The 18,627-nt window shown below is 69.0% G+C and carries 19 protein-coding genes; 11 read left to right on the forward strand and 8 right to left on the reverse strand.

The annotated features are described in order from the left end of the window. Window positions 1-39 precede the first annotated feature (39 nt). The 5 genes from pncA (at window position 40) to AVJ23_RS11880 (ending at window position 4,948) form a co-directional block, all read left to right on the forward strand. A complete protein-coding gene (gene pncA, locus AVJ23_RS11860; RefSeq protein ID WP_058862405.1) occupies window positions 40-633 on the forward strand; it encodes a bifunctional nicotinamidase/pyrazinamidase in 594 nt (197 codons plus the stop codon). Window positions 634-738: 105 nt separating this feature from the next. After that, complete coding sequence (gene pncB / locus AVJ23_RS11865) at window positions 739-2,031, forward strand: nicotinate phosphoribosyltransferase (RefSeq protein WP_058862406.1); 1,293 nt, start codon at window positions 739-741, stop codon at window positions 2,029-2,031. A gap of 234 nt (window positions 2,032-2,265) precedes the next feature. After that, complete coding sequence (gene hisC, locus AVJ23_RS11870; protein WP_058862407.1) at window positions 2,266-3,351, forward strand: histidinol-phosphate transaminase; 1,086 nt, start codon at window positions 2,266-2,268, stop codon at window positions 3,349-3,351. Continuing rightward, a complete protein-coding gene (locus AVJ23_RS11875; protein ID WP_058862408.1) occupies window positions 3,348-4,274 on the forward strand; it encodes a prephenate/arogenate dehydrogenase family protein in 927 nt (308 codons plus the stop codon). The genes hisC and AVJ23_RS11875 overlap by 4 nt, the downstream gene beginning before the upstream one ends. 11 nt (window positions 4,275-4,285) lie before the next feature. After that, window positions 4,286-4,948, forward strand: coding sequence for an extensin-like domain-containing protein (locus AVJ23_RS11880; RefSeq protein WP_367576928.1), 663 nt, complete (start codon window positions 4,286-4,288; stop codon window positions 4,946-4,948). 104 nt (window positions 4,949-5,052) lie between these two features. Here AVJ23_RS11880 and AVJ23_RS11885 read toward each other — a convergent pair whose 3' ends face one another. Together AVJ23_RS11885 and AVJ23_RS11890 are read right to left on the reverse strand one after the other, a co-directional pair. After that, window positions 5,053-5,718, reverse strand: a complete 666-nt coding sequence (locus tag AVJ23_RS11885; RefSeq protein WP_157772670.1) for a hypothetical protein — start codon at window positions 5,716-5,718, stop codon at window positions 5,053-5,055. Window positions 5,719-5,802: 84 nt separating this feature from the next. Beyond that, window positions 5,803-7,470, reverse strand: a complete 1,668-nt coding sequence (locus tag AVJ23_RS11890; RefSeq protein ID WP_058862411.1) for an NAD+ synthase — start codon at window positions 7,468-7,470, stop codon at window positions 5,803-5,805. Between the two features lie 169 nt (window positions 7,471-7,639). On the opposite strand from AVJ23_RS11890, the gene AVJ23_RS11895 reads away from it, so the two are divergent. Together AVJ23_RS11895 and AVJ23_RS11900 are read left to right on the forward strand one after the other, a co-directional pair. Next, window positions 7,640-8,269 carry an MORN repeat-containing protein gene (locus tag AVJ23_RS11895; protein WP_169795940.1) on the forward strand — a complete coding sequence of 210 codons (630 nt, stop codon included), beginning with the start codon at window positions 7,640-7,642 and terminating at the stop codon, window positions 8,267-8,269. A gap of 132 nt (window positions 8,270-8,401) precedes the next feature. Further along, entirely contained in the window at window positions 8,402-9,889 is a 1,488-nt protein-coding gene (locus AVJ23_RS11900; RefSeq protein ID WP_058862413.1) for an MORN repeat-containing protein, read from the forward strand. A 154-nt stretch (window positions 9,890-10,043) separates the two neighbouring features. Here AVJ23_RS11900 and AVJ23_RS11905 read toward each other — a convergent pair whose 3' ends face one another. The 6 genes from AVJ23_RS11905 to AVJ23_RS11930 are packed head-to-tail and all read right to left on the reverse strand — an operon-like array spanning window position 10,044 to window position 15,643. After that, complete coding sequence (locus AVJ23_RS11905) at window positions 10,044-11,570, reverse strand: cryptochrome/photolyase family protein (RefSeq protein ID WP_205626855.1); 1,527 nt, start codon at window positions 11,568-11,570, stop codon at window positions 10,044-10,046. Then, window positions 11,567-12,232 (reverse strand): SDR family NAD(P)-dependent oxidoreductase, encoded by a 666-nt coding sequence (locus AVJ23_RS11910; RefSeq protein WP_058862415.1) that lies wholly within the window; start codon window positions 12,230-12,232, stop codon window positions 11,567-11,569. Before AVJ23_RS11910 ends, AVJ23_RS11905 begins: the two co-directional genes overlap by 4 nt. Before the next feature lie 30 nt (window positions 12,233-12,262). Next, window positions 12,263-13,381, reverse strand: coding sequence for a molybdenum ABC transporter ATP-binding protein (gene modC, locus AVJ23_RS11915; RefSeq protein ID WP_058862416.1), 1,119 nt, complete (start codon window positions 13,379-13,381; stop codon window positions 12,263-12,265). Further along, entirely contained in the window at window positions 13,378-14,070 is a 693-nt protein-coding gene (modB, locus tag AVJ23_RS11920) for a molybdate ABC transporter permease subunit (protein WP_058862417.1), read from the reverse strand. The genes modC and modB overlap by 4 nt, the downstream gene beginning before the upstream one ends. 3 nt (window positions 14,071-14,073) lie before the next feature. Beyond that, entirely contained in the window at window positions 14,074-14,838 is a 765-nt protein-coding gene (gene modA / locus AVJ23_RS11925; protein WP_058862418.1) for a molybdate ABC transporter substrate-binding protein, read from the reverse strand. A gap of 55 nt (window positions 14,839-14,893) precedes the next feature. Beyond that, the gene (locus AVJ23_RS11930) at window positions 14,894-15,643 is read right to left on the reverse strand and encodes an HpcH/HpaI aldolase family protein (RefSeq protein WP_058862419.1); all 750 of its coding nucleotides are present in this window, start codon (window positions 15,641-15,643) and stop codon (window positions 14,894-14,896) included. A gap of 260 nt (window positions 15,644-15,903) precedes the next feature. Between AVJ23_RS11930 and AVJ23_RS11935 the strand changes: the two genes are divergently transcribed. The 4 genes from AVJ23_RS11935 to AVJ23_RS11950 are packed head-to-tail and all read left to right on the forward strand — an operon-like array spanning window position 15,904 to window position 18,589. Continuing rightward, window positions 15,904-16,359 carry a hypothetical protein gene (locus tag AVJ23_RS11935; RefSeq protein ID WP_058862420.1) on the forward strand — a complete coding sequence of 152 codons (456 nt, stop codon included), beginning with the start codon at window positions 15,904-15,906 and terminating at the stop codon, window positions 16,357-16,359. After that, complete coding sequence (locus AVJ23_RS11940; RefSeq protein WP_058862421.1) at window positions 16,356-16,763, forward strand: phage holin family protein; 408 nt, start codon at window positions 16,356-16,358, stop codon at window positions 16,761-16,763. The genes AVJ23_RS11935 and AVJ23_RS11940 overlap by 4 nt, the downstream gene beginning before the upstream one ends. Beyond that, entirely contained in the window at window positions 16,756-17,541 is a 786-nt protein-coding gene (locus tag AVJ23_RS11945; RefSeq protein ID WP_058862422.1) for a hypothetical protein, read from the forward strand. Before AVJ23_RS11940 ends, AVJ23_RS11945 begins: the two co-directional genes overlap by 8 nt. Then, window positions 17,528-18,589: an AI-2E family transporter gene (locus tag AVJ23_RS11950; protein ID WP_084794521.1), complete on the forward strand. Its 1,062-nt coding sequence runs from the start codon at window positions 17,528-17,530 to the stop codon at window positions 18,587-18,589. Before AVJ23_RS11945 ends, AVJ23_RS11950 begins: the two co-directional genes overlap by 14 nt. The last annotated feature ends 38 nt before the right edge of the window (window positions 18,590-18,627 follow it).

Raw genomic sequence — 18,627 nt, forward strand, 5'->3', positions numbered from 1 at the left:
CGCCCCCTACCCAAGGGGCAGACCAGCAGGAGACCCGCCATGCATGCGCTGATTGTGATCGACGTCCAGAACGATTTCTGCCCCGGCGGCGCGCTGGCCGTGGACGAGGGCGACCGGATCGTGCCCGGCATCAACGCCCTGATGGACGAGGCCGAGGCCGTGATCCTGACCCAGGACTGGCACCCGGCGGGGCATTCCTCCTTCGCCTCGCAGCACGAGGGCAAGGCGCCCCTGGAGATGACCGAGATGCCCTACGGCCCGCAGGTGCTCTGGCCCGACCATTGCGTGCAGGGCTCGCACGGGGCGGCCTTCCACGCCGCGCTGAACACCGACCGGGCCGAGATGATCGTGCGCAAGGGCTTCCGCCCCGGCATCGACAGCTATTCCGCCTTCTTCGAGAACGACCACGCCACGCCCACCGGGCTCGAGGGCTACCTGCGCACGCGCGGGATCGAGCGGCTGACCATGGTCGGGCTGGCCACGGATTTCTGCGTCAACTTCTCGGCCGTGGACGCGGCAAAGCTGGGCTTCGACACCACGGTGCGCACCGACCTGTGCCGCGCCATCGACCTCGACGGCTCGCTCAAGGCCGCGACCGAGGGCATGATCCAGGCCGGCGTCACGCTGGTCTGAGCCTTGTCTCACCGCGGCGCTGTCGCATAGCGTGACCGGCGCCGCCCCTGAACCCCTGCCCTCCCGGCGCGCGGCTGCGCCGGTCCCGAACCGGAAAGTCCCGCCATGGTCGACATCGCCACCCGCGTCTGGAATCACAAGTGGAAGATCGACCCGATCGTGCGGTCGCTGATCGACACGGATTTCTACAAGCTGCTGATGTGCCAGTCGGTGTTCCGCAACCACCGCGACACGGACGTGACCTTCAGCCTGATCAACCGCTCCACCCGCGTGCCGCTGGCCCGGCTGATCGACGAGGGCGAGCTGCGCGAACAGCTCGACCACATCCGCTCGCTCTCGCTGTCGCGCGGCGAAAGCACCTGGCTGCGCGGCAACACCTTCTACGGCAAGCGGCAGATGTTCCGCTCCGATTTCATGGAATGGTTCGAGGGGCTGCACCTGCCGGCCTACCATCTCGAACGCGTGGGCGATCAGTACGAGCTGACCTTCGAGGGAAAATGGCCCGAGGTCATGCTGTGGGAGATCCCGGCGCTCGCCACGCTGATGGAACTGCGCGGCCGCGCAGTGCTCAACGACATGGGCAGGTTCGAACTGCAGGTGCTCTATGCCCGCGCCATGACGCAGCTGTGGGAAAAGGTCGAACGGCTGCGCGGCGTGCCCGAGCTGCGCATCGCGGATTTCGGCACGAGGCGCCGGCACTCCTTCCTCTGGCAGGACTGGTGCGTGCAGGCCATGCTGGAAGGGCTGGGCCCCAGCTTCGTGGGCACCTCCAACTGCCTGATCGCAAAGAACCGCGACCTCGAGGCGATCGGCACCAACGCGCATGAACTGCCCATGGTCTATGCCGCGCTCGCCGGCGATGACGCCGCGCTCGCCCGCGCACCCTATGACGTGCTGGCCGACTGGCACGAGGAACATGACGGCAACCTGCGCATCATCCTGCCCGACACCTACGGCACCGAGGGCTTCCTCGCCCATGCGCCCGACTGGCTGGCCGGCTGGACCGGCATCCGCATCGACAGCGGCGACCCCGCCGCCGGCGCCGAGATCGCCATCCGCTGGTGGCAGGACCGCGGCGAGGACCCGCGCCAAAAACTGGTGATCTTCTCCGACGGGTTGGACGAGGAGAAGATCCTCGAACTCTACGCCCAGTTCTCGGACCGCGTGCGGGTCAGCTTCGGCTGGGGCACGCTGCTCACCAACGATTTCCGCGGCCTCGCCCCGAACGACGCGCTGGCCCCGTTCAGCCTCGTCTGCAAGGCCGTCAGCGCCGAGGGTCGCCCCACGGTCAAGCTGTCGGACAACCCCAACAAGGCCATGGGCCCCGAGGAGGAGATCGCCCGCTACAAGCGCGTCTTCGGCGTCGGCCGGCAGGACGCGCTGGAGGTGGTGGTCTGATCCCCCGGCCGGCCCGCGCGTGGCCGAGGCAGAAATGAGTATTTTCGGAAAGATGAAAGACAGGTGCCGCAAGAGCCCTTTCATCTTTCCCCAAATACCTCCGGGGGTGAGGCCGCAGGCCGAGGGGGCAGCGCCCCCTGCCCACCGCAAACACCCCGATCCGTCGGCAGGGGCTGTTTCCCGCTTTTCTTGAGGCCCGGGGCGCAGTAAGCACGGGGCCGCAAGGAGGGTGCCATGACCAGCATCAAACCCCAGCCGGGCCTCATGGATATTGCGCTCTATGTCGGCGGCAAATCCCATATCGACGGCGTGGCCAACGTGATCAAGCTCAGCTCGAACGAGAACCCGTTCGGGCCCAGCCCCGCCGCGCAGGAGGCGGTCAAGCGTTCGGTGCACGAGCTGCATCGCTACCCGTCCACCGACCATGCCGAGCTGCGCACGGCGATTGCCGAGGTGCACGGGCTGGAGGCCGACCGCATCATCTGCGGCGTCGGCTCGGACGAGATCATCACCCTGCTCTGCCAGGCCTATGCCGGGCCGGGCACCGAGGTCATCCATACCGAGCACGGCTTTGCCATGTACCGCATCTCGGCGCTGGCCGCCTCGGCCACCCCGGTCGAGGTGCGCGAACGCGAGCGTGTGACGGATGTCGATTCGATCCTCGATGCCTGCACCGAGGCGACACGGCTGGTCTTCATCGCCAACCCCAACAACCCCACCGGCACGATGATCGGCATGGCCGAGATCGAGCGGCTGGCCGAGGGCATTCCCGAGCAGTGCCTGCTGGTGCTGGACGGCGCCTATGCCGAGTATGTCGAGGGCTATGACGGGGGCGCGAGGCTGGTCGAGATGCGCGACAACGTGGTGATGACGCGCACCTTCTCCAAGCTCTACGGGCTGGGCGGACTGCGCATCGGCTGGGGCTATGCCCCGCGCGAGGTGATCGACGTGCTGATGCGGATCCGCGGGCCGTTCAACCTGTCCACCACCCAGCTGGCCGCGGCCGAGGCGGCGGTGCGCGACCGCGCCTATGCCGAGAAATGCCGCGACGAGAACACCCGCCTGCGGGCCTGGCTGGCCGAGGCGCTGGCCGAGCATGGCGTGCCCTGTGACACCTCGACCGCCAACTTCGTGCTGGCCCGGTTCGGCGACACCGAGGAGGCCGAGGCCTGCGACGCCTATCTCCAGGGCCAGGGGCTGATCGTGCGCAAGGTGGGGGGCTACAAGCTTCCCAACTGTCTGCGCATCTCGGTGGGGGACGAGGCCTCGTGCCGCCGCGTCGCCTATTGCATCGGGCAGTTCAAGGCCGGCGCGCGATGAGCGGCACGCCCCTCTATCCCCGGGTGGCGCTGATCGGGCTGGGGCTGATCGCCTCGTCGATGTTCTGGTCGGCGCGGCGCAGCGGGGCCATCGGCCATGTCGTGGGCTACGCACGCTCGGCCGAGACGCGCGAGACCGCGCGGCGCATCGGGCTCTGCGACAGCGTGGTCGACAGCGTCGCAGCGGCCGTGCGTGATGCCGACCTGGTGGTGCTGGCCACGCCGGTGGGCGCGATGGGCGCGGTCATGCAGGACATCGCGCCGCATCTGAAACCCGGCGCGCTGGTCACCGACGTGGGCTCGGTCAAGCGCCGGGTGATCGAGGACGTGACCCCGCACCTGCCCGCGGGCGTGGATTTCGTGGGCTCGCACCCGATGGCGGGCACCGAACATTCCGGGCCCGAGGCCGGCTTCGCCTCGCTCTTCGACAATCGCTGGTGCCTGATCGTGCCGGTCGAGGGGACGGACCCGGCGGTGATCGACCGGCTGGAGCGCTTCTGGCAGGCGCTGGGGGCCGAGACCGAGCGCATGGATGCCGACCATCACGACATGGTCTGCGCCGTGGTCAGCCATATCCCGCACCTGATCGCCTACACGATGGTGGGGGTGGCCGATGACCTGCGCCGCGTGTCGGACCGCGAGGTCATCAAGTTCTCGGCCGCGGGGTTTCGCGACTTCACCCGAATCGCCGCCAGCGACCCGACCATGTGGCGCGACGTCTTCCTGACCAACCGCGATGCCACGATCGAGGTGCTGGGCCGCTTCACCGAAGAGCTGTTTGCGCTGCAACGCGCCATCCGGACCGGCGATGGTGAGCAGCTTCACGCCTATTTCACCCGCACCCGCGCCATCCGTCGTAGCATTCTGGAGGCCGGACAGGATACGGATAAACCGGATTTCGGACGTGTCCATGTAGACCGGTGAGGTGTGATCCCGTGAGAAAGACCGCCCTTGTGCTCTGTGCCGCGCTTGCGCTGGCCGCCTGTGGAAACCGGGCCGAGCGGCCCGATCTCGGCGAAACCGGCGCCATGTCGCTGCTCAACCGGACGCTGGGCCGCGAGGCGGCGGCGCCCGAGGGCGGCGGGCTTTGCGGCGACCCGATGCTGGTGGGCGAGGTGGCCGGCCCGGTGGACGGGCGCGGCGCCTGCGGGATCGACAGCGCGGTGCGGCTGCGGGCCGTGGGTGACGTGCAGCTCAGCCAGGCGGCGCTGATCGACTGCACCACGGCCAAGGCGCTCAAGACCTGGCTGGACACCGGCGCCAAACCGGCCATCGGTACGCGCGGCGGTGGAATTTCTCGCCTGCGGGTGGCGGCGCATTACGCCTGCCGCACGCGCAACCACCAGAAGGGGGCGAAACTCTCCGAGCACGGGCGCGGCCGCGCGATCGACATCTCGCTGATCCGGCTGGTGGACGGCACCTCGATCTCGGTGCTGGAAGGCTGGAACACCAAGCGCGACGGTCCGGCGCTGCGCAAGATGCACGCGGCCGCCTGCGGCCCCTTCGGCACGGTGCTGGGCCCCGAATCGGACCGGTTCCACAAGGATCATTTCCACTTCGACACCGCGCGCCACCGCGGCGGCAGCTACTGCCGGTAGGGTCTGCGGGAAGGCCCTTCGGAAAACGCGTTCGGAACGCGTTTGCCAAGCGGTTTGCAAACCGCTTGAACCAAGCCGCTTCGAAGCGGCTTCCCCGCGCAGGCTCAGGACTCGGCGCCCGGGCGTTCCGTCCGTCCGGTCTGCTCGAAGGGCAGACGGCCCTGCGGCGCCGCCGGTCTGAACGCCACCGGCTCCACCACCCGGCACTCGGCGCCCGGCGGCGTCGGCGTGGGCACATGCTTGCTGCATTCCGCGAGCGCCCGGCGGGCCGAGGCCTCGAACCCCGCACCGTCCCAGCCCAGCCCCCAGGCCCCGTCCATCGACACGGCCAGCGCCTTGGGCCCGGTCACGGTCTTCATCCGCTCGACCCCGTCCAGCACCGTCGAGGTGGCGACCAGCGCCAACTCGTCGCGGACCCCCTCCAGCGCCATCACCGCGTAGATCTCGCAATCGGGCGCGTGCCGGCCGCAGACCTTCAGCGCCTCGCGCTTGGCATAATCGATGCTCAGGTAGCCCCGCGCCCAGCCATAGGCGCCATCGGGCGAGACCGCAAACGCCCCCATGTGGCTCTGCTCGCTGGTGAAATTCGTCCACCCCTCCTCGGCCGAGGAGACGCGCGGCAGGTCCATGCCGGGGGTGAAGCGCATCTCGAACGGGGTCTCCACCACCTGAAGCGGCTGGGCCTGCTGGGCCGCGGCCGGGCCGGCCAGCCCCAGCACAAGGGCCACAATCGCGGAGGACAGGCAGGAAAGGGATCGTGTATCAATCATGGCGGCAACCGTTTGCAAGGCAATCGGCCGCCAGTATGCCACGCTTTCGGCGCCCTGTAACGCCCTTGCCGGGTCGGGTATTCCTCAGCCCGTCCCGCCGGGATCGCGCCAGCGGTTCACGATCGGGTAGCGCCGGTCGAGCCAGAAGGCCCGCGGCGTCAGCCGCACGCCCGGCGCCGACTGGAACCGCTTGTACTCGCTGATATAGAGCAGGTGCTCGACCTTCTTCGCATCGGCCCGGTCGAACCCGGCGGCCACGCAATCCTCGATCGAGCCGTCGCGATCCACGAGGATCTCGAGGATCGCGTCCAGCACCGGGTAGTCGGGCAGGCTGTCGCTGTCCTTCTGGTCGGCGCGCAGCTCGGCCGAGGGCGGCTTGGTGATGATCCGCTCGGGGATCACCGTACCTGCCGGGCCGGCCATCCAGTCGCGGTGCTGGGCGTTGCGCCAGCGGCAGGTCTCGAAGACGCGGGTCTTGTAGAGATCCTTGATCGGATTGTAGCCGCCGGCCATGTCGCCGTAGATCGTGGCATAGCCCACAGCCACCTCGGACTTGTTGCCGGTGGTCAGCAGCATCTCTCCGAACTTGTTGGACAGCGCCATCAGCAGCAGCCCGCGCAGGCGCGACTGCAGGTTTTCCTCGGTCAGGTCCTCGGCCCGGCCCGCGAAGAGCGGCGCCAGCGTGGCCGTCACCGCCGCGCGCGACTCGGCGATCGGCACGTAATCATAGTGGCAGCCCAGCGCCTTGGCGCAGGCCTCGGCATCCTCCAGCGAGGCGGGCGAGGTGTATTCCGAGGGCAGCATCACGCAGCGCACGTTCTCGGCGCCCAGCGCATCCACCGCGATCGTGGCGACCAGCGCGGAATCGATGCCGCCGGACAGGCCCAGCAGCACGCGGCCGAAGCCGGTCTTGCCGCAATAGTCGCGCAGCGACTCGACCATGGCGCGGTAATCCTGCTCCCAGGCGTCGGGATGGGGCGTGAACGGCCCGTTCATCGCCCGCCAGCCATCCGCCCCGCGCTCAAGGTCCACATGAGTCACCACCGCGTCAAAGACCGGCAGTTGCACCGCGATCTGCCCGCCCGGGTTCAGCACGAAGGACCCGCCGTCAAAGACCTGGTCGTCCTGCCCGCCCACCATGTTCAGGTAGACCAGCGGCAGGCCGGTCTCGACCACGCGGGCCACCATGTGGTTCAGCCGCGTCTCATACTTGCCGCGGTAATAGGGCGAGCCGTTGGGCACCAGCAGGAACTCCGCCCCGGTCTCGGCCAGCGTCTCGGCCACGTCCTCATGCCAGGCATCCTCGCAGATGGGCGAGCCAATGCGCGTGTCGCCCACCGCATAGGGCCCGGCGACGGGCCCGCTGTCGAAGATGCGCACCTCGTCGAACACGGTCTCGTTGGGCAGGTGATGCTTGAGCACCCGGCTGACCACGCGCCCGCCGCGGCAGACATGGTAGGCGTTGAAAAGCTCGGTGCCCTCGATCCAGGGCCCGCCCACGGCCAGCGCCGGGCCATCGGCACAGTCCCGCGCCAGCGCCTCGATCACCTCGATCGCATGGGCGTGGAAGGCGGGCTTCATCACCAGGTCCTGCGCGTTGTAGCCGGTGATGAACATCTCGGGCAGCGCCACGAGGTCGGCGCCCGCATCGCGCCCCTGCGCCCAGGCGTCGCGCGCCTTGGCGGCATTGCCGGCAAGGTCGCCGACCACGGGGTTCAGTTGTGCCAGTGTCAGGCGGAACCGGTCGGTCATCGCGCTGCGCCCCTTCTCTGCATCTCTCCGGCGACATAGCAGAAGCGGCCGGGGATGAAAGCCCAAGCGGCCCGAAGCGGTTTCGCCCTTGCCCCCGCCAAGCGCCTACGGTCATGTGGAAGTGCCTGAAAGAACCGGGAAACCCGCCATGCACAGCCCCCGCCCCCGCGTGCCCGCCTGTCTGCTTGCCGCCTGTTTGCTGGGCAGCGCGATCGCGGCCACCCCCGCCGAGGCCGCGTCCAAGACCTATCCCAGCGGTGCCGTCTACGAGGGCGAGATGTCGGGCGGCAAACCCCATGGCCAAGGCGTGATCCTCTTTCCCGACGGAAAGAGCCGCTACGAAGGCGCCTTCCGTGACGGCGCCTTGCAGGGCTATGGCCGGATCATCGACGCGACCGGCGCGATCACCTACGAAGGCCACGTGGTCGGTGGCCTGCGCAACGGGACCGGCCGGGCCTTCTACGCGACCAGCACCTATGAGGGCAGCTTCGCGGATGACAAGCGGCACGGCAAGGGCACCCTGCGCGGCGATGACGGTTATGTCTACACGGGCGACTGGCAGGCCGGCCAGCGCCATGGCACCGGGCGCGAGACACTGGGCGATGGCGGCATCTACGAAGGCGAATTCCGCGCCGACACGTGGCACGGCACCGGGCGTTTCACCTTTCCCGACGGCGCGGTCTATGCGGGCCGGTTCACCGCCGGCACCGCCACCGGGCGCGGCCGGCTGACCCATGCCGACGGCACCGTGCAGGAGGGGCTGTTCGCCGATTTCCGCTATCTCGGCCCCGCCGACTAGCGCCGGCCGCCCCGGTCGGCGGCCCGTCCGCGCGGATGATCGGCGCGGCGGGGAAAGAGATTGCCCCTGTGCCCCGGCTCCTCTAGTCTTTGTCAAGACAAGAGAAAACCGCGCAACCGGACAGTCAATGGCATGAAAATCGCTGGTACCGTCACCGCTGCCGTCGTGGCCTTCATGGGTCTCGCCGCGCTCGCGCAGGAAGAAGGCGAGGTCCAGACCAAGCAATACGATGATGGCGGGGTCTACGAGGGCACGTTCCAGAACGGGTTGCAGCACGGCACCGGCACCTACCGGCTGCCCAATGGCTACGAATATACCGGCGAATGGGTCGAGGGCGAGATCAAGGGCGAGGGCGTTGCGCGCTTCCCCAACGGCTCGGTCTACGAGGGCCAGTTCGCCAAGGGCAAGCCCGAGGGCGTGGGCAAGATCATCTTCGCCGATGGCGGCACCTATGAGGGCACGTGGCTGGACGGCAAGATCACCGGACAGGGCGTCGCGGTCTATGCCAATGGCGTGCGCTACGAAGGCTCCTTCCGCAACGCGCTGCACCACGGCCGCGGCGTGATGACCGCGCCCAACGGCTATGTCTATGACGGGCAGTGGGTGAACGGGGTCAAGGAAGGCCGCGCCACGATCACCTATCCCGACGGTTCGGTCTACGAGGGCCAGGTCGCCGATGGCGAGCGCGACGGCGAGGGCAAGCTGACCATGCCCGACGACCTGGTCTACGAAGGCACCTGGCGCGAGGGGCAGATCGACGGGCGCGGCCGGCTGGTCCAGCCCAATGGCGACATCTACGAGGGCCAGCTGGTCGACGGCCGCCGCGAAGGGCGCGGCAAGGTGACCTACGAGAATGGCGACATCTACGAGGGCGAGTTCAACAACGACCAGCGCCATGGCGAGGGGACGTTCATCGGCACGGATGGTTACCGCTACGAAGGCAACTGGATCACCGGCCAGATCGAGGGCCAGGGCAAGGTCACCTATCCCGACGGCTCGGTCTACGAGGGCGAGTTCAAGGGCGATCTCGCCAATGGCACCGGCAAGATCACCTATCCCGACGGCGCCACCTACGCCGGCGACTGGGTCGACGGCGTGATCCAGGGCGAGGGCATCGCCACCTATCCCAACGGGATGGTCTACGAGGGCAGCTTCGAGAATGCCCGCAATGACGGGTTCGGCGTCATGACCTATCCCGATGGCTACCGCTACGAGGGCGACTGGCAGGACGGGCAGCGCCACGGCACCGGCCGCGCGGTCTATCCCGACGGCACCGTCTACGAGGGCCAGTTCCGCGAGGGCCAGCGCCATGGCGAGGGCGCCATCGCCATGCCCACCGGCTTCCGCTACGAGGGCGACTGGGTGCGCGGCGAGATCAACGGCGAAGGTATTGCCGTCTACGCCAATGGCGACGTCTACGAAGGCACCTTCCGCAATGGCAAGCGGCAGGGCGAGGGCACGATGCGCTATGCCAGCGGCGAACAGGCCACGGGCGAATGGCTGAACGGCGCGCTCGCCCGCCCGACCGAGGTGACCGATCCCGAGGCCGAGGCACAGGATACGCCCGAGACGCCCGACGGCCCCGCGCCCGCCGAGGAGGCAACCGACCCCGCTGAGTGACCGCGCGCCCCGTCTGCTAGCCCGCCCTGCCCCATGGGCCGGGCCCGCATGCCGCGGTCGCGATACCGCCAGACTGACGCGAAAATCTGAAGAAGCCGTTACCGAACACGCGTTTCGGCGAAATCCCTGCCCGAAACGTACGAAACGGACAGGCCTACACCGTCTCGCCCGCGCTCATCCGTTCGAGAAAATCCTCGGCCTCGGACAGCACGGTCCGCCGCTTTTCCTCGCTCATCCGGTCCCATGTCGCGTACATCTGGCCCATCCGCGGATTGCCCGAAAAGCGCTCGCGATGGCGATCCAGGAAATGCCAGTAAAGCAGGTTGAACGGGCAGGCCTGCGCGCCGGTCTTGTCCTTGACCCGGTAGTGGCACTGCCCGCAATGATCCGACATCTTGTGGATGTAATTTCCCGAGGAAATATAAGGCTTTGAGGCGATGATCCCGCCATCGGCGAACTGGCTCATTCCCACCGTGTTGGGTGCCTCGACCCATTCGAACGCGTCGATATAGACCCGCAGGTACCACTCATGCACCTCGAACGGGTCGATCCCGGCCAGCAGCGCGAAATTCCCCGTCACCATCAATCGCTGGATATGGTGGGCATAGGCCTCTTCCTCGGTCTGCCGCACCGCCTGGCCCACGCAGCGCATCCGCGTCTCGGCGCCCCAGTAGAGCGGCGGAAGTTTTCGCTGTTGATTCAACTTGTTGCGGCGCGGATAGTCGGGACCTTCGCGGAAATAGATACCGCGCACATATTCCCGCCAGCCGATGATCTGGCGGATGAACCCCTCGGCCGCGTTGATCGGCACGTCACCGTTTTTGTACGCCTCTTCAACGGCCTGGCAGACCTCCAGCGGGTCCAGCAACCCGATATGCATGTAGGCCGAGAGCAGCGAGTGATAGAGGAAGCGATTGTCGTCCAGCATCGCGTCCTGGTAATCGCCGAATTCCGGCAGCGCATGTTTCACGAAATGCGTCAGCGCGCGCCGCGCCTGCCCCGGCTCGGTGGCAAAGTGGAACGGGCGTAACTGCCCGAAACTGTTGCCGAAACGCGCCTCGACAAGGTCCAGAACCTCCTCGGTGACCGCGTCGGGGGTGAACTGCATCGGACCGCCGAAATCGATCTCGTCCGGGGCAGGCTTGCGGTTGTCATGGTCGAAATTCCACTTGCCGCCCTCGGGCTCTTCGCCATCCATGAGCAAGCCGGTACGCTTGCGCATCTCTCGATAGAAATACTCCATCCGCAACGATTTGCGCCCCTTGGCCCAACGCTCGAACATGTCATGCGAGGCGACGAAACGGTCATCCTCGACCATGTGCAGCTTGAGCGGCATGTCCTGCAGCGCCTCGATCAGCCGCCACTCGCCCGGCTCGGTCGCGATCACCTCGGAGGCGCCGGTCTCGTCGGCGCGCCGCAAAAGCTCGCCCGGGATCGAGCCGGTATTCTCGGTATCGTCCAGCTGCGAATAGCGCACATCCCAGCCATCCTCTTGAAGGTGTTGGGAAAACTTGCGCATGGCGGCCAGGATCAGGGCGATCTTCTTGGGGTGGTGCTGCACGTAGGAGGTCTCGTCCGCGACCTCGGCCATGACCACGATATCATGCGCGCGGTCGGCCTGTTTAAGCGCCGCGATCCCCTCGGACAGCTGGTCGCCCAGCACCAGGACAAGCCGGCTCACCACGGGATCTCCTTGCCGGCATAATCGTAGAAGCCGCCGCTGTCGGCCGGCTCCAACCCCTTGATGACATTGATCAAACGCTCGGCCGCGTGGTCCGGCGTGACCGAGGGGTGGCGGCCCAGATATTTCTCGGTAAAGGCGGTCGCGACGGTGCCGGGATGCAGGCAGGCGCAGATCAGCTCCTTGTGGGTGCGCCCCAGTTCGACCGCGGCACCGTGGATCAGCTGGTTCAGCGCCGCCTTGGCGGTGCGGTAGCTGTACCAGCCGCCCAGCCGGTTGTCCCCGATCGAGCCCACGCGCGCCGAGAGCACCGCGAAGACGGCCCGCCGGTCGCGCGGCAGCAACGGCACAGCATGTTTCAACACCAGCGCGGGGCCGGCCGCGTTCAGCGCGAACTGGTCCATCATCGCCTTGGGCGTCAGCGCGGACAGCGCCTTTTCCGGCGCGCCGCCGTCGATCTCGAGCGCGCCGGTCGCCACGAAAATCAGGTCATACGTGTCGTCCAGCGCCGAGAAACAGCGCTTTATGCTGGCCTCGTCGGTGAGGTCCAGCCCATGTGTCGAGCGCGCAAGCCCGGTGACCAGCGTGCCCTCGTCCCGCAGCGCCGTGGCCAGCGCACGGCCGATCCCGCCGCTGGCGCCGATGATCAGTGCATTTTTCATGACGCGGAATTAGCGTCGCCCCGCAGCGCTTCAAGAGCTTTGCCGCGGCGCCGCCGCCCCGACATCCTCGCGCGCGATCGAGACGGTTTTTATCACGGCATGACAAGGGGTTCCGGGCGCCAGCCCCAGCGCCTCGGCCGAGCGTCGCGTGACCCGGGCAAGGATGCGGCCGGCCGCCGTGTCCAGCGTGACCAGCGCGCCCGGCCCCTCGCCCGCGCGCACCGCGTCGATGCGGCCGGGCAGGATGTTGAGCGCCGACAGGCCGCGTGGCGCCTCGCGCGACAGGATGACGTCCTGCGCCGCCACGCGCACCCGGACCAGCGTGCCCGGCGCCTGCGCCACGCGGGGCAGGAACAGGCGCTGGCCGCCCGCCTCCAGCTCGGTCAGCCCGTCCTCGTGATGGGTGCGGATGCGGGCCTGCAGCACGGCACCCACGCCGCGGATGCCCGCCGGGGTCACGGCGGGATCGCTCAGCACCTCGGCCGCGGGGCCGCAGCGGATCACGCGGCCCGCCTCCAGCACGACGACGGTCGAGGCCAGCCGCGCCACCTCGCCCGGGGCGTGGCTGACATAGAGGATGGGGGTGCGGGTGACCTCGCGCAGGCGTTCGAAATAGGGCAGGATCTCGGCCTTGCGCGGCTCGTCCAGCGCGGCCAGCGGCTCATCGGCCAGGATCAACGCGGGGTTGGCCAGCAGCGCCCGGCCGATGGCGACGCGCTGCTTCTCGCCCCCCGACAGGGCGGCAGGGCGGCGGGAGAGCAGCGCCCCGATCCCCAGCATCCCGACCACGTCGTCAAGGCGCGGCGCGCCTTCGCACGGGGCGAAGCGGCGCCCGTAGAGCAGGTTCTGCCGCACGGTGAGATGCGGGAAAAGACGTGCATCCTGAAAGACATAGCCAACGCGGCGGCGATGCGGCGGGCGCCAGATGCCCCGCGCGGTATCGACCAGCACCGTGCCGTCGACCGCGATGCGCCCGCTTTGCGGCCGCAACAGCCCGGCCACCGCATTGACCAGCGTCGTCTTGCCCGAACCCGAACGGCCGAAGAGCACGGTCAGCCCCTCGGTTGCGGAAAATTCCGCTTGCAGGTGGAAATCACCCAGCCGGTGATCCAGCGCGACGTCCAGCCCGCGATCCTGCGCGCCGCTCATGTGCCCGCGATCCTGCGCGCGACGCGCTGCGACAGCCATTCCGACAGCAGAAGCGCGCTCATCGCCACGGCCACGGCGACCAGCACCAGCCGCAGCGCGGCCGCCTCGCCGCCGGGCACCTGCAGGAAGGCATAGATCGCCGAGGGCAGCGTCTGGGTCTGGCCGGGAATGTTCGAGACGAAGGTGATCGTGGCCCCGAACTCGCCCATCGCCTTGGCAAAGGCGAGGATCGCCCCGGTCAGCACGCCGGGCAGGATCAGCGGCAGGGTGACGGTGGCAAAGACCACGCCGCGCGAGGCGCCCAGCGTGGCGGCGGCCTCTTCCAGCCGCGTGTCCACCGCCTCGATCGACAGGCGCATGGCGCGCACCATCAGCGGAAAGCCCATGATCCCAGCCGCCAGCGCGGCCCCTGTCCAGCGAAAGGCGAAGGTGATGCCCAGGTCCTGCAGGAAGGCACCCAGCGGCGCCCGCGTGCCCAGCACCGCCAGCAGAAGGTAGCCCGTCACCACGGGCGGCAGGATCAGCGGCAAGTGCACCAGCCCGTTGAGCAACTGCTTGCCGGGGAAACGCCAGCGCGCCAGCGCGTAGGCGGTGAACAGGCCCAGCGGCAGGGCGACCAGCGTCGCCCAGAAAGAGACGCGCAGCGACAGGGCCACGGCGCGCCATTCCTCGGGGCCGAGCCAGCCCATGGCTCAGGGCCGCTCCAGCACGGCAAAGCCCTGCGCGGCAAAGATTGCGGCGGCCGACTCTCCCTGCAGGTAGGCAAGGAAGGCGTCCACATCGGCCCCCTCGCGCAGCGCCGCGACCGGGTAGCGGATCGGCGGGTGGGTGTCGGCGGCAAAGACATGGCGCACCGCGACGCGCGGCTCGGCCTGCGCATCAGTGGCATAGGTGATGCCCAGCGGCGCCTCGCCCAGGGCCACCAGCGCCAGCGCAGCGCGGACATTGTCGGCCTGCGCCACGCGATCCGACAGTTCGCCCCAAAGGCCCAGCGACTCCAGCGCCGCCCTGCCGTAGATCCCCGCCGGCACGGCGTCGACCAGCGCCATGGCCAGCCGGCGCTGGCCCAGCGAGGTGGCGATCTCATCGGGCGGCAGGGGCCCGGCGCCCGCCGGCCCGATCAGCACCAGCCGGTTCGAGAGCAGGTCGACCCGCGTGCCCGGTACCAGCAGCCCGTCGCGGTCGAGCACGTCCATCCACAGCGTGTTGGCCGAAATGTAGAGATCGGCCGGCGCGCCGTACTGGATCTGTCGCGCCAGCGCCGAAGAGCCCGCGTAGGACAGCGTGACCTGCGTGCCCGTCTGCGCGGCATAGCCCTTTGCCACGGCGTCCAGCGCGGTCTTGAGGCTGGCCGCGGCGAAGACGGTCACCGGCTCGGCCCGGGCCGGCAGCGACAGCGCGAGCCCGCAGAGCCAGAGCAACGCGGCGGGCAGAAGGCGAAAGCGAAACCAAGTCATCCTGCGCCCTGCATGGCACGGGCCGGCGCTCCGCGCCAGAGCCCCGACGCCGCGGTCACGTGCGCGTCAGCCCCTTGCGCATCGCCGCCATGTCCAGGTCGCAGGACACGAAGACCGCGCCGGCATCGATGCATTCCCGCGCAAAGACCGGGTCCAGCGTCAGCACGCCGGGCGGCTGGCCCGCACCGCGGATCCGCTTGATCGCCGAGAGGACGGCAGATTTGACCTCGGGCGCGCCGGGCTGGCCGGGCAGGCCCATGCTGGCGGCCAGATCGGCCGGGCCGACAAAGATGCCGTCGATCCCCGGCACCGCGGCGATGGCGTCGATCCGGGCAAGCGCGGCCTCGGTCTCGACCTGCACCAGCAGGCAGATCTCGTCGCGGGCGGTGGCATGGTAACCGGCGACCTGCCCGTAGCCTGTCGCCCGCGTCAGCCCGGCCACGCCGCGGATGCCCGCCGGCGGGTAGGTCACGGCGGCGACCGCCTCTGCCGCCTCCTCGGCGGTCTGCACGTAGGGGATCAGCAGCGTCTGCGCGCCGATATCCAGCAGGCGCTTGATCTCGGCCGCGTTCAGGTGGCTAGGCCGGACCAGCGGGCTGACCGGGTGCGGCGCGACAGCCTGCAGCAGCGACAGCACGCTCGCCACGTCGTTCGGCGCATGCTCGCAGTCGAAAAGCATCCAGTCATAGCCGCAGGTGGCCAGCATCTCGGCGGCCAGCGGGTCGCGCAGGGCGCACCAGATGCCATGCTGGACCTCCATCCGGCGCAGCGCGGCCTTGAAGCTGTTGGGTTTCAGGTCTGCCATGATCTCCCCCGATCCGGGCGCCGCGGGCCGCGCGGCGCAGATGGCACCGGGCGGGGCGGTCGCCTCTCCGGTCACTGCTCTCTGCATAAGCGGCTTTGTGGCAGGGATAAAGCCATGCGCGGATGTCCGGGCACGGAAGGTGCGACAGATTGTCGGAACCCTTGCCGCCAAGCCCGCGTTGATCAGCCGACAAACATGCGGGGACGGGCGCCGGACGGCACATGAGGGCCTCGCGATCAACAAGCGGACGGGAAGATATCATGGCGACGACAGACTCCGACACCTTGCCCGACGCGATGCGCGAGAAAGCCTCGGCCGTGGCCGGGGATGCCCGCGACATGGCGCATGAGAAAGCCGACGAGACCGTCGGCGCGGCCCGGGACCGCGCGCAGGACGAGCTGCGCTCGGCGCGCTCGGCCACCGATGCGGCGGCCGAGGAACTGCCCGAAGGATCGCTTCAGGCCGAGGCGCTGTCGCAGGCCTCGGGCCTGCTCGACACGGCCGTGGCCTCGCTCAACGACGTGGATTTCGACACGCTGGCGCAGGATGTCTCGCATTTCGCACGACGCAACCCGCTGCTGTTTCTCGGCGGTGCCGCGCTCGCGGGCTTTGCCGCGGCCCGGTTCCTGAAGGCCGGTGACGGCAGCACGGCGCGCCGCGCGCCAACGCAGGATCCGTGGAGCGGGCATGTCGTCCAACGGGGGGACCGCTCGTGACCCAGCCCGACCCGGATCCGACCCTGCGCGACGCGCCGGACATCCTGGGCGAGGCGATGACCCATGTCACCGGGCTGATCCGCGCCGAGGCCGCGCTGGCCCGGAGCGAGATCGCCGCCGGCTTGACCAAGATGCGCCACGGTGCCGTCCTGATCGCCGTCGCCGCGCTGGTCGGGCTGGCCGCGGTTCACGCGCTGGCCGCCGCCCTGGCTCTGGCGCTGATTGCCCTCGGCCTGCCGCCGCTGGCGGCCACCGCGCTGGTGGCGCTGCTGCTGGTCGCAGCCTGCGCCGGACTGGCGCTGATGGGGCGCAAACGCCTGAACACCGATGCGCTCGTGCCCGAACAGGCGCTGCGCAACATCGAGAAAGACATTCGATCCGCACGGGAGATGACCCATGGCTGAGACCCACGCACATGATCTGGACCGCAAGGCCGCGCATCACCGCAGCGAGCTGAGCCGGACGCTCGGCCGCCTGACCGAGGCCGTGAACCCCGCGCGCACCGGCGCGGATGCCGTTTCCGGCGCCGCCTCGCTCGGCCATGACGCGATTGGCACGGTCACCCGCGCGGTCAGCCGCAACCCGGTTGCGGCGCTATTGGTCGGCGCCGGGGCGGCCATGCTGCTGACCAAGTCCGAGCCGCGCCGCGGCGACGGGCCGAATGCCGATCCCACGGCCCCGCCCCTGACGGAGCCGGGCTTCGACGACCGTGTCGCGGCCGCCGATCGCAGCCTGCAGCGCGAGGCCGCGCTGAACGCGCGCGAGGCGCAGCCCACGCCGCCCGATTCCGACTATCTCGAGGCGCTGGTCGATGCCGGGCTCGAAAAGCTGGGCCCGGAGGCGCGCGCCCGTATCATCGACGCCCGCCGCCGCGCCATCGCGGCGCAGCGCGACATCGAACGGCAGGCCGCGCGGATCAAGGCGCGCGCCCGGCAGAGCCACCAGGATCAGCCTCTGATGACCGGCGCGCTGGCGCTGGGGATCGGCGCGGTGATCGGCGGGCTCTTGCCCTCGACCAAGCGCGAGACCCAGCTGATGGGCGCCAAGCGCGACCAGCTGTTCCAGCATGCCGAGGCGCTGCTGCACGAGGAGCTCGACCAGCTGAAGACCCGCACCGACGCCGCCATGCAGGCCGGCGTGTCCAGCGCGCGCCGGGAATTCGCCGACGATGCAGCGCAGTGACCCCAGCGACGCGCCGCCGCGCGTCCATATCTCGGGCACGGTCACCTGGCTTCTGGCCATCATCGCGGGCCTGCTGTCAATCACGGCCCTGCGTCTGGCGCAGGACCTGCTGGCGCCCATCGCGCTGGGGCTGGTCTGCTCGGTCGTGCTGGGCCCGCCCCTGACCCGGCTCGCTAGGATGGGCGTGCCGCGCGGCATCAACGCGACCGGCGCGCTCCTGGCCAGCATCGGGGTCTTCGTGCTGATGGTCGCGGCCATCGGCCCGATCATCGGCAAGCTGATGCAGGTGCTGCCCCAGATCGAGCGCGAGGCACAATGGTGGTTCCGCAAGGCCTCGAACACGTTGCGGGGGCTGGATATCGACATGGACCGCACCATCGCCGAGGAAGGCGAGGAAGCGGTCAAGGACGCGGTCCCGAACCTGATCGAGGCGCTCTGGCTGGCACCCAACTTCATGGGCCAGTTCCTGATCTTCGCCGGCACGCTGTTCTTCTTCCTGCTGACCCGTGACGAGATCTACGACAAGCTGGCAAGCTTCGAGACGCATATGCGCCGGGCCGACCGCGCCGTGTCGCATTATTTCGTCACCGTGACGATGATCAACGCCTGCCTGGGCGGTGCCACGGCGGGGGCGATGATGCTGATCGGCCTGCCCAGCCCGATGCTCTGGGGGTTTGCCGCCTTTATCCTGAATTTCCTGCTCTACCTCGGCCCGATCGCGATGATCTGCGCGCTGGCCATCGCCGGCATGACGCAGTTCACCGGGATCCAGTCGGTGCTGCCGCCGGTGGCGTTCCTCTGCCTCAACCTGACCGAGGCGCAATTCGCCACGCCGACACTGGTGGGCCAGCGGCTCAAGATCAATCCGCTGGCGGTGTTCCTGTCGATCATCTTCGGGCTCTGGCTCTGGGGACCTCTGGGCAGCATCATCGCGCTGCCGGCCATGATCTGGATCGGCGCCTTCTTCGGACGGATCGGCGCCGAGACGCCCGGGGCCGAGCCCGCCGAGGACACGACCGTCCCGGAGACGGCAAAGACTGCCACCTGACCCTGCACGGGAACCCCTGAACATGTTGATGCGTTGTG

The organism is Pseudoponticoccus marisrubri (assembly GCF_001482405.1).
In the GTDB taxonomy this organism is placed as follows: Bacteria; Pseudomonadota; Alphaproteobacteria; order Rhodobacterales; family Rhodobacteraceae; genus Pseudoponticoccus; species Pseudoponticoccus marisrubri.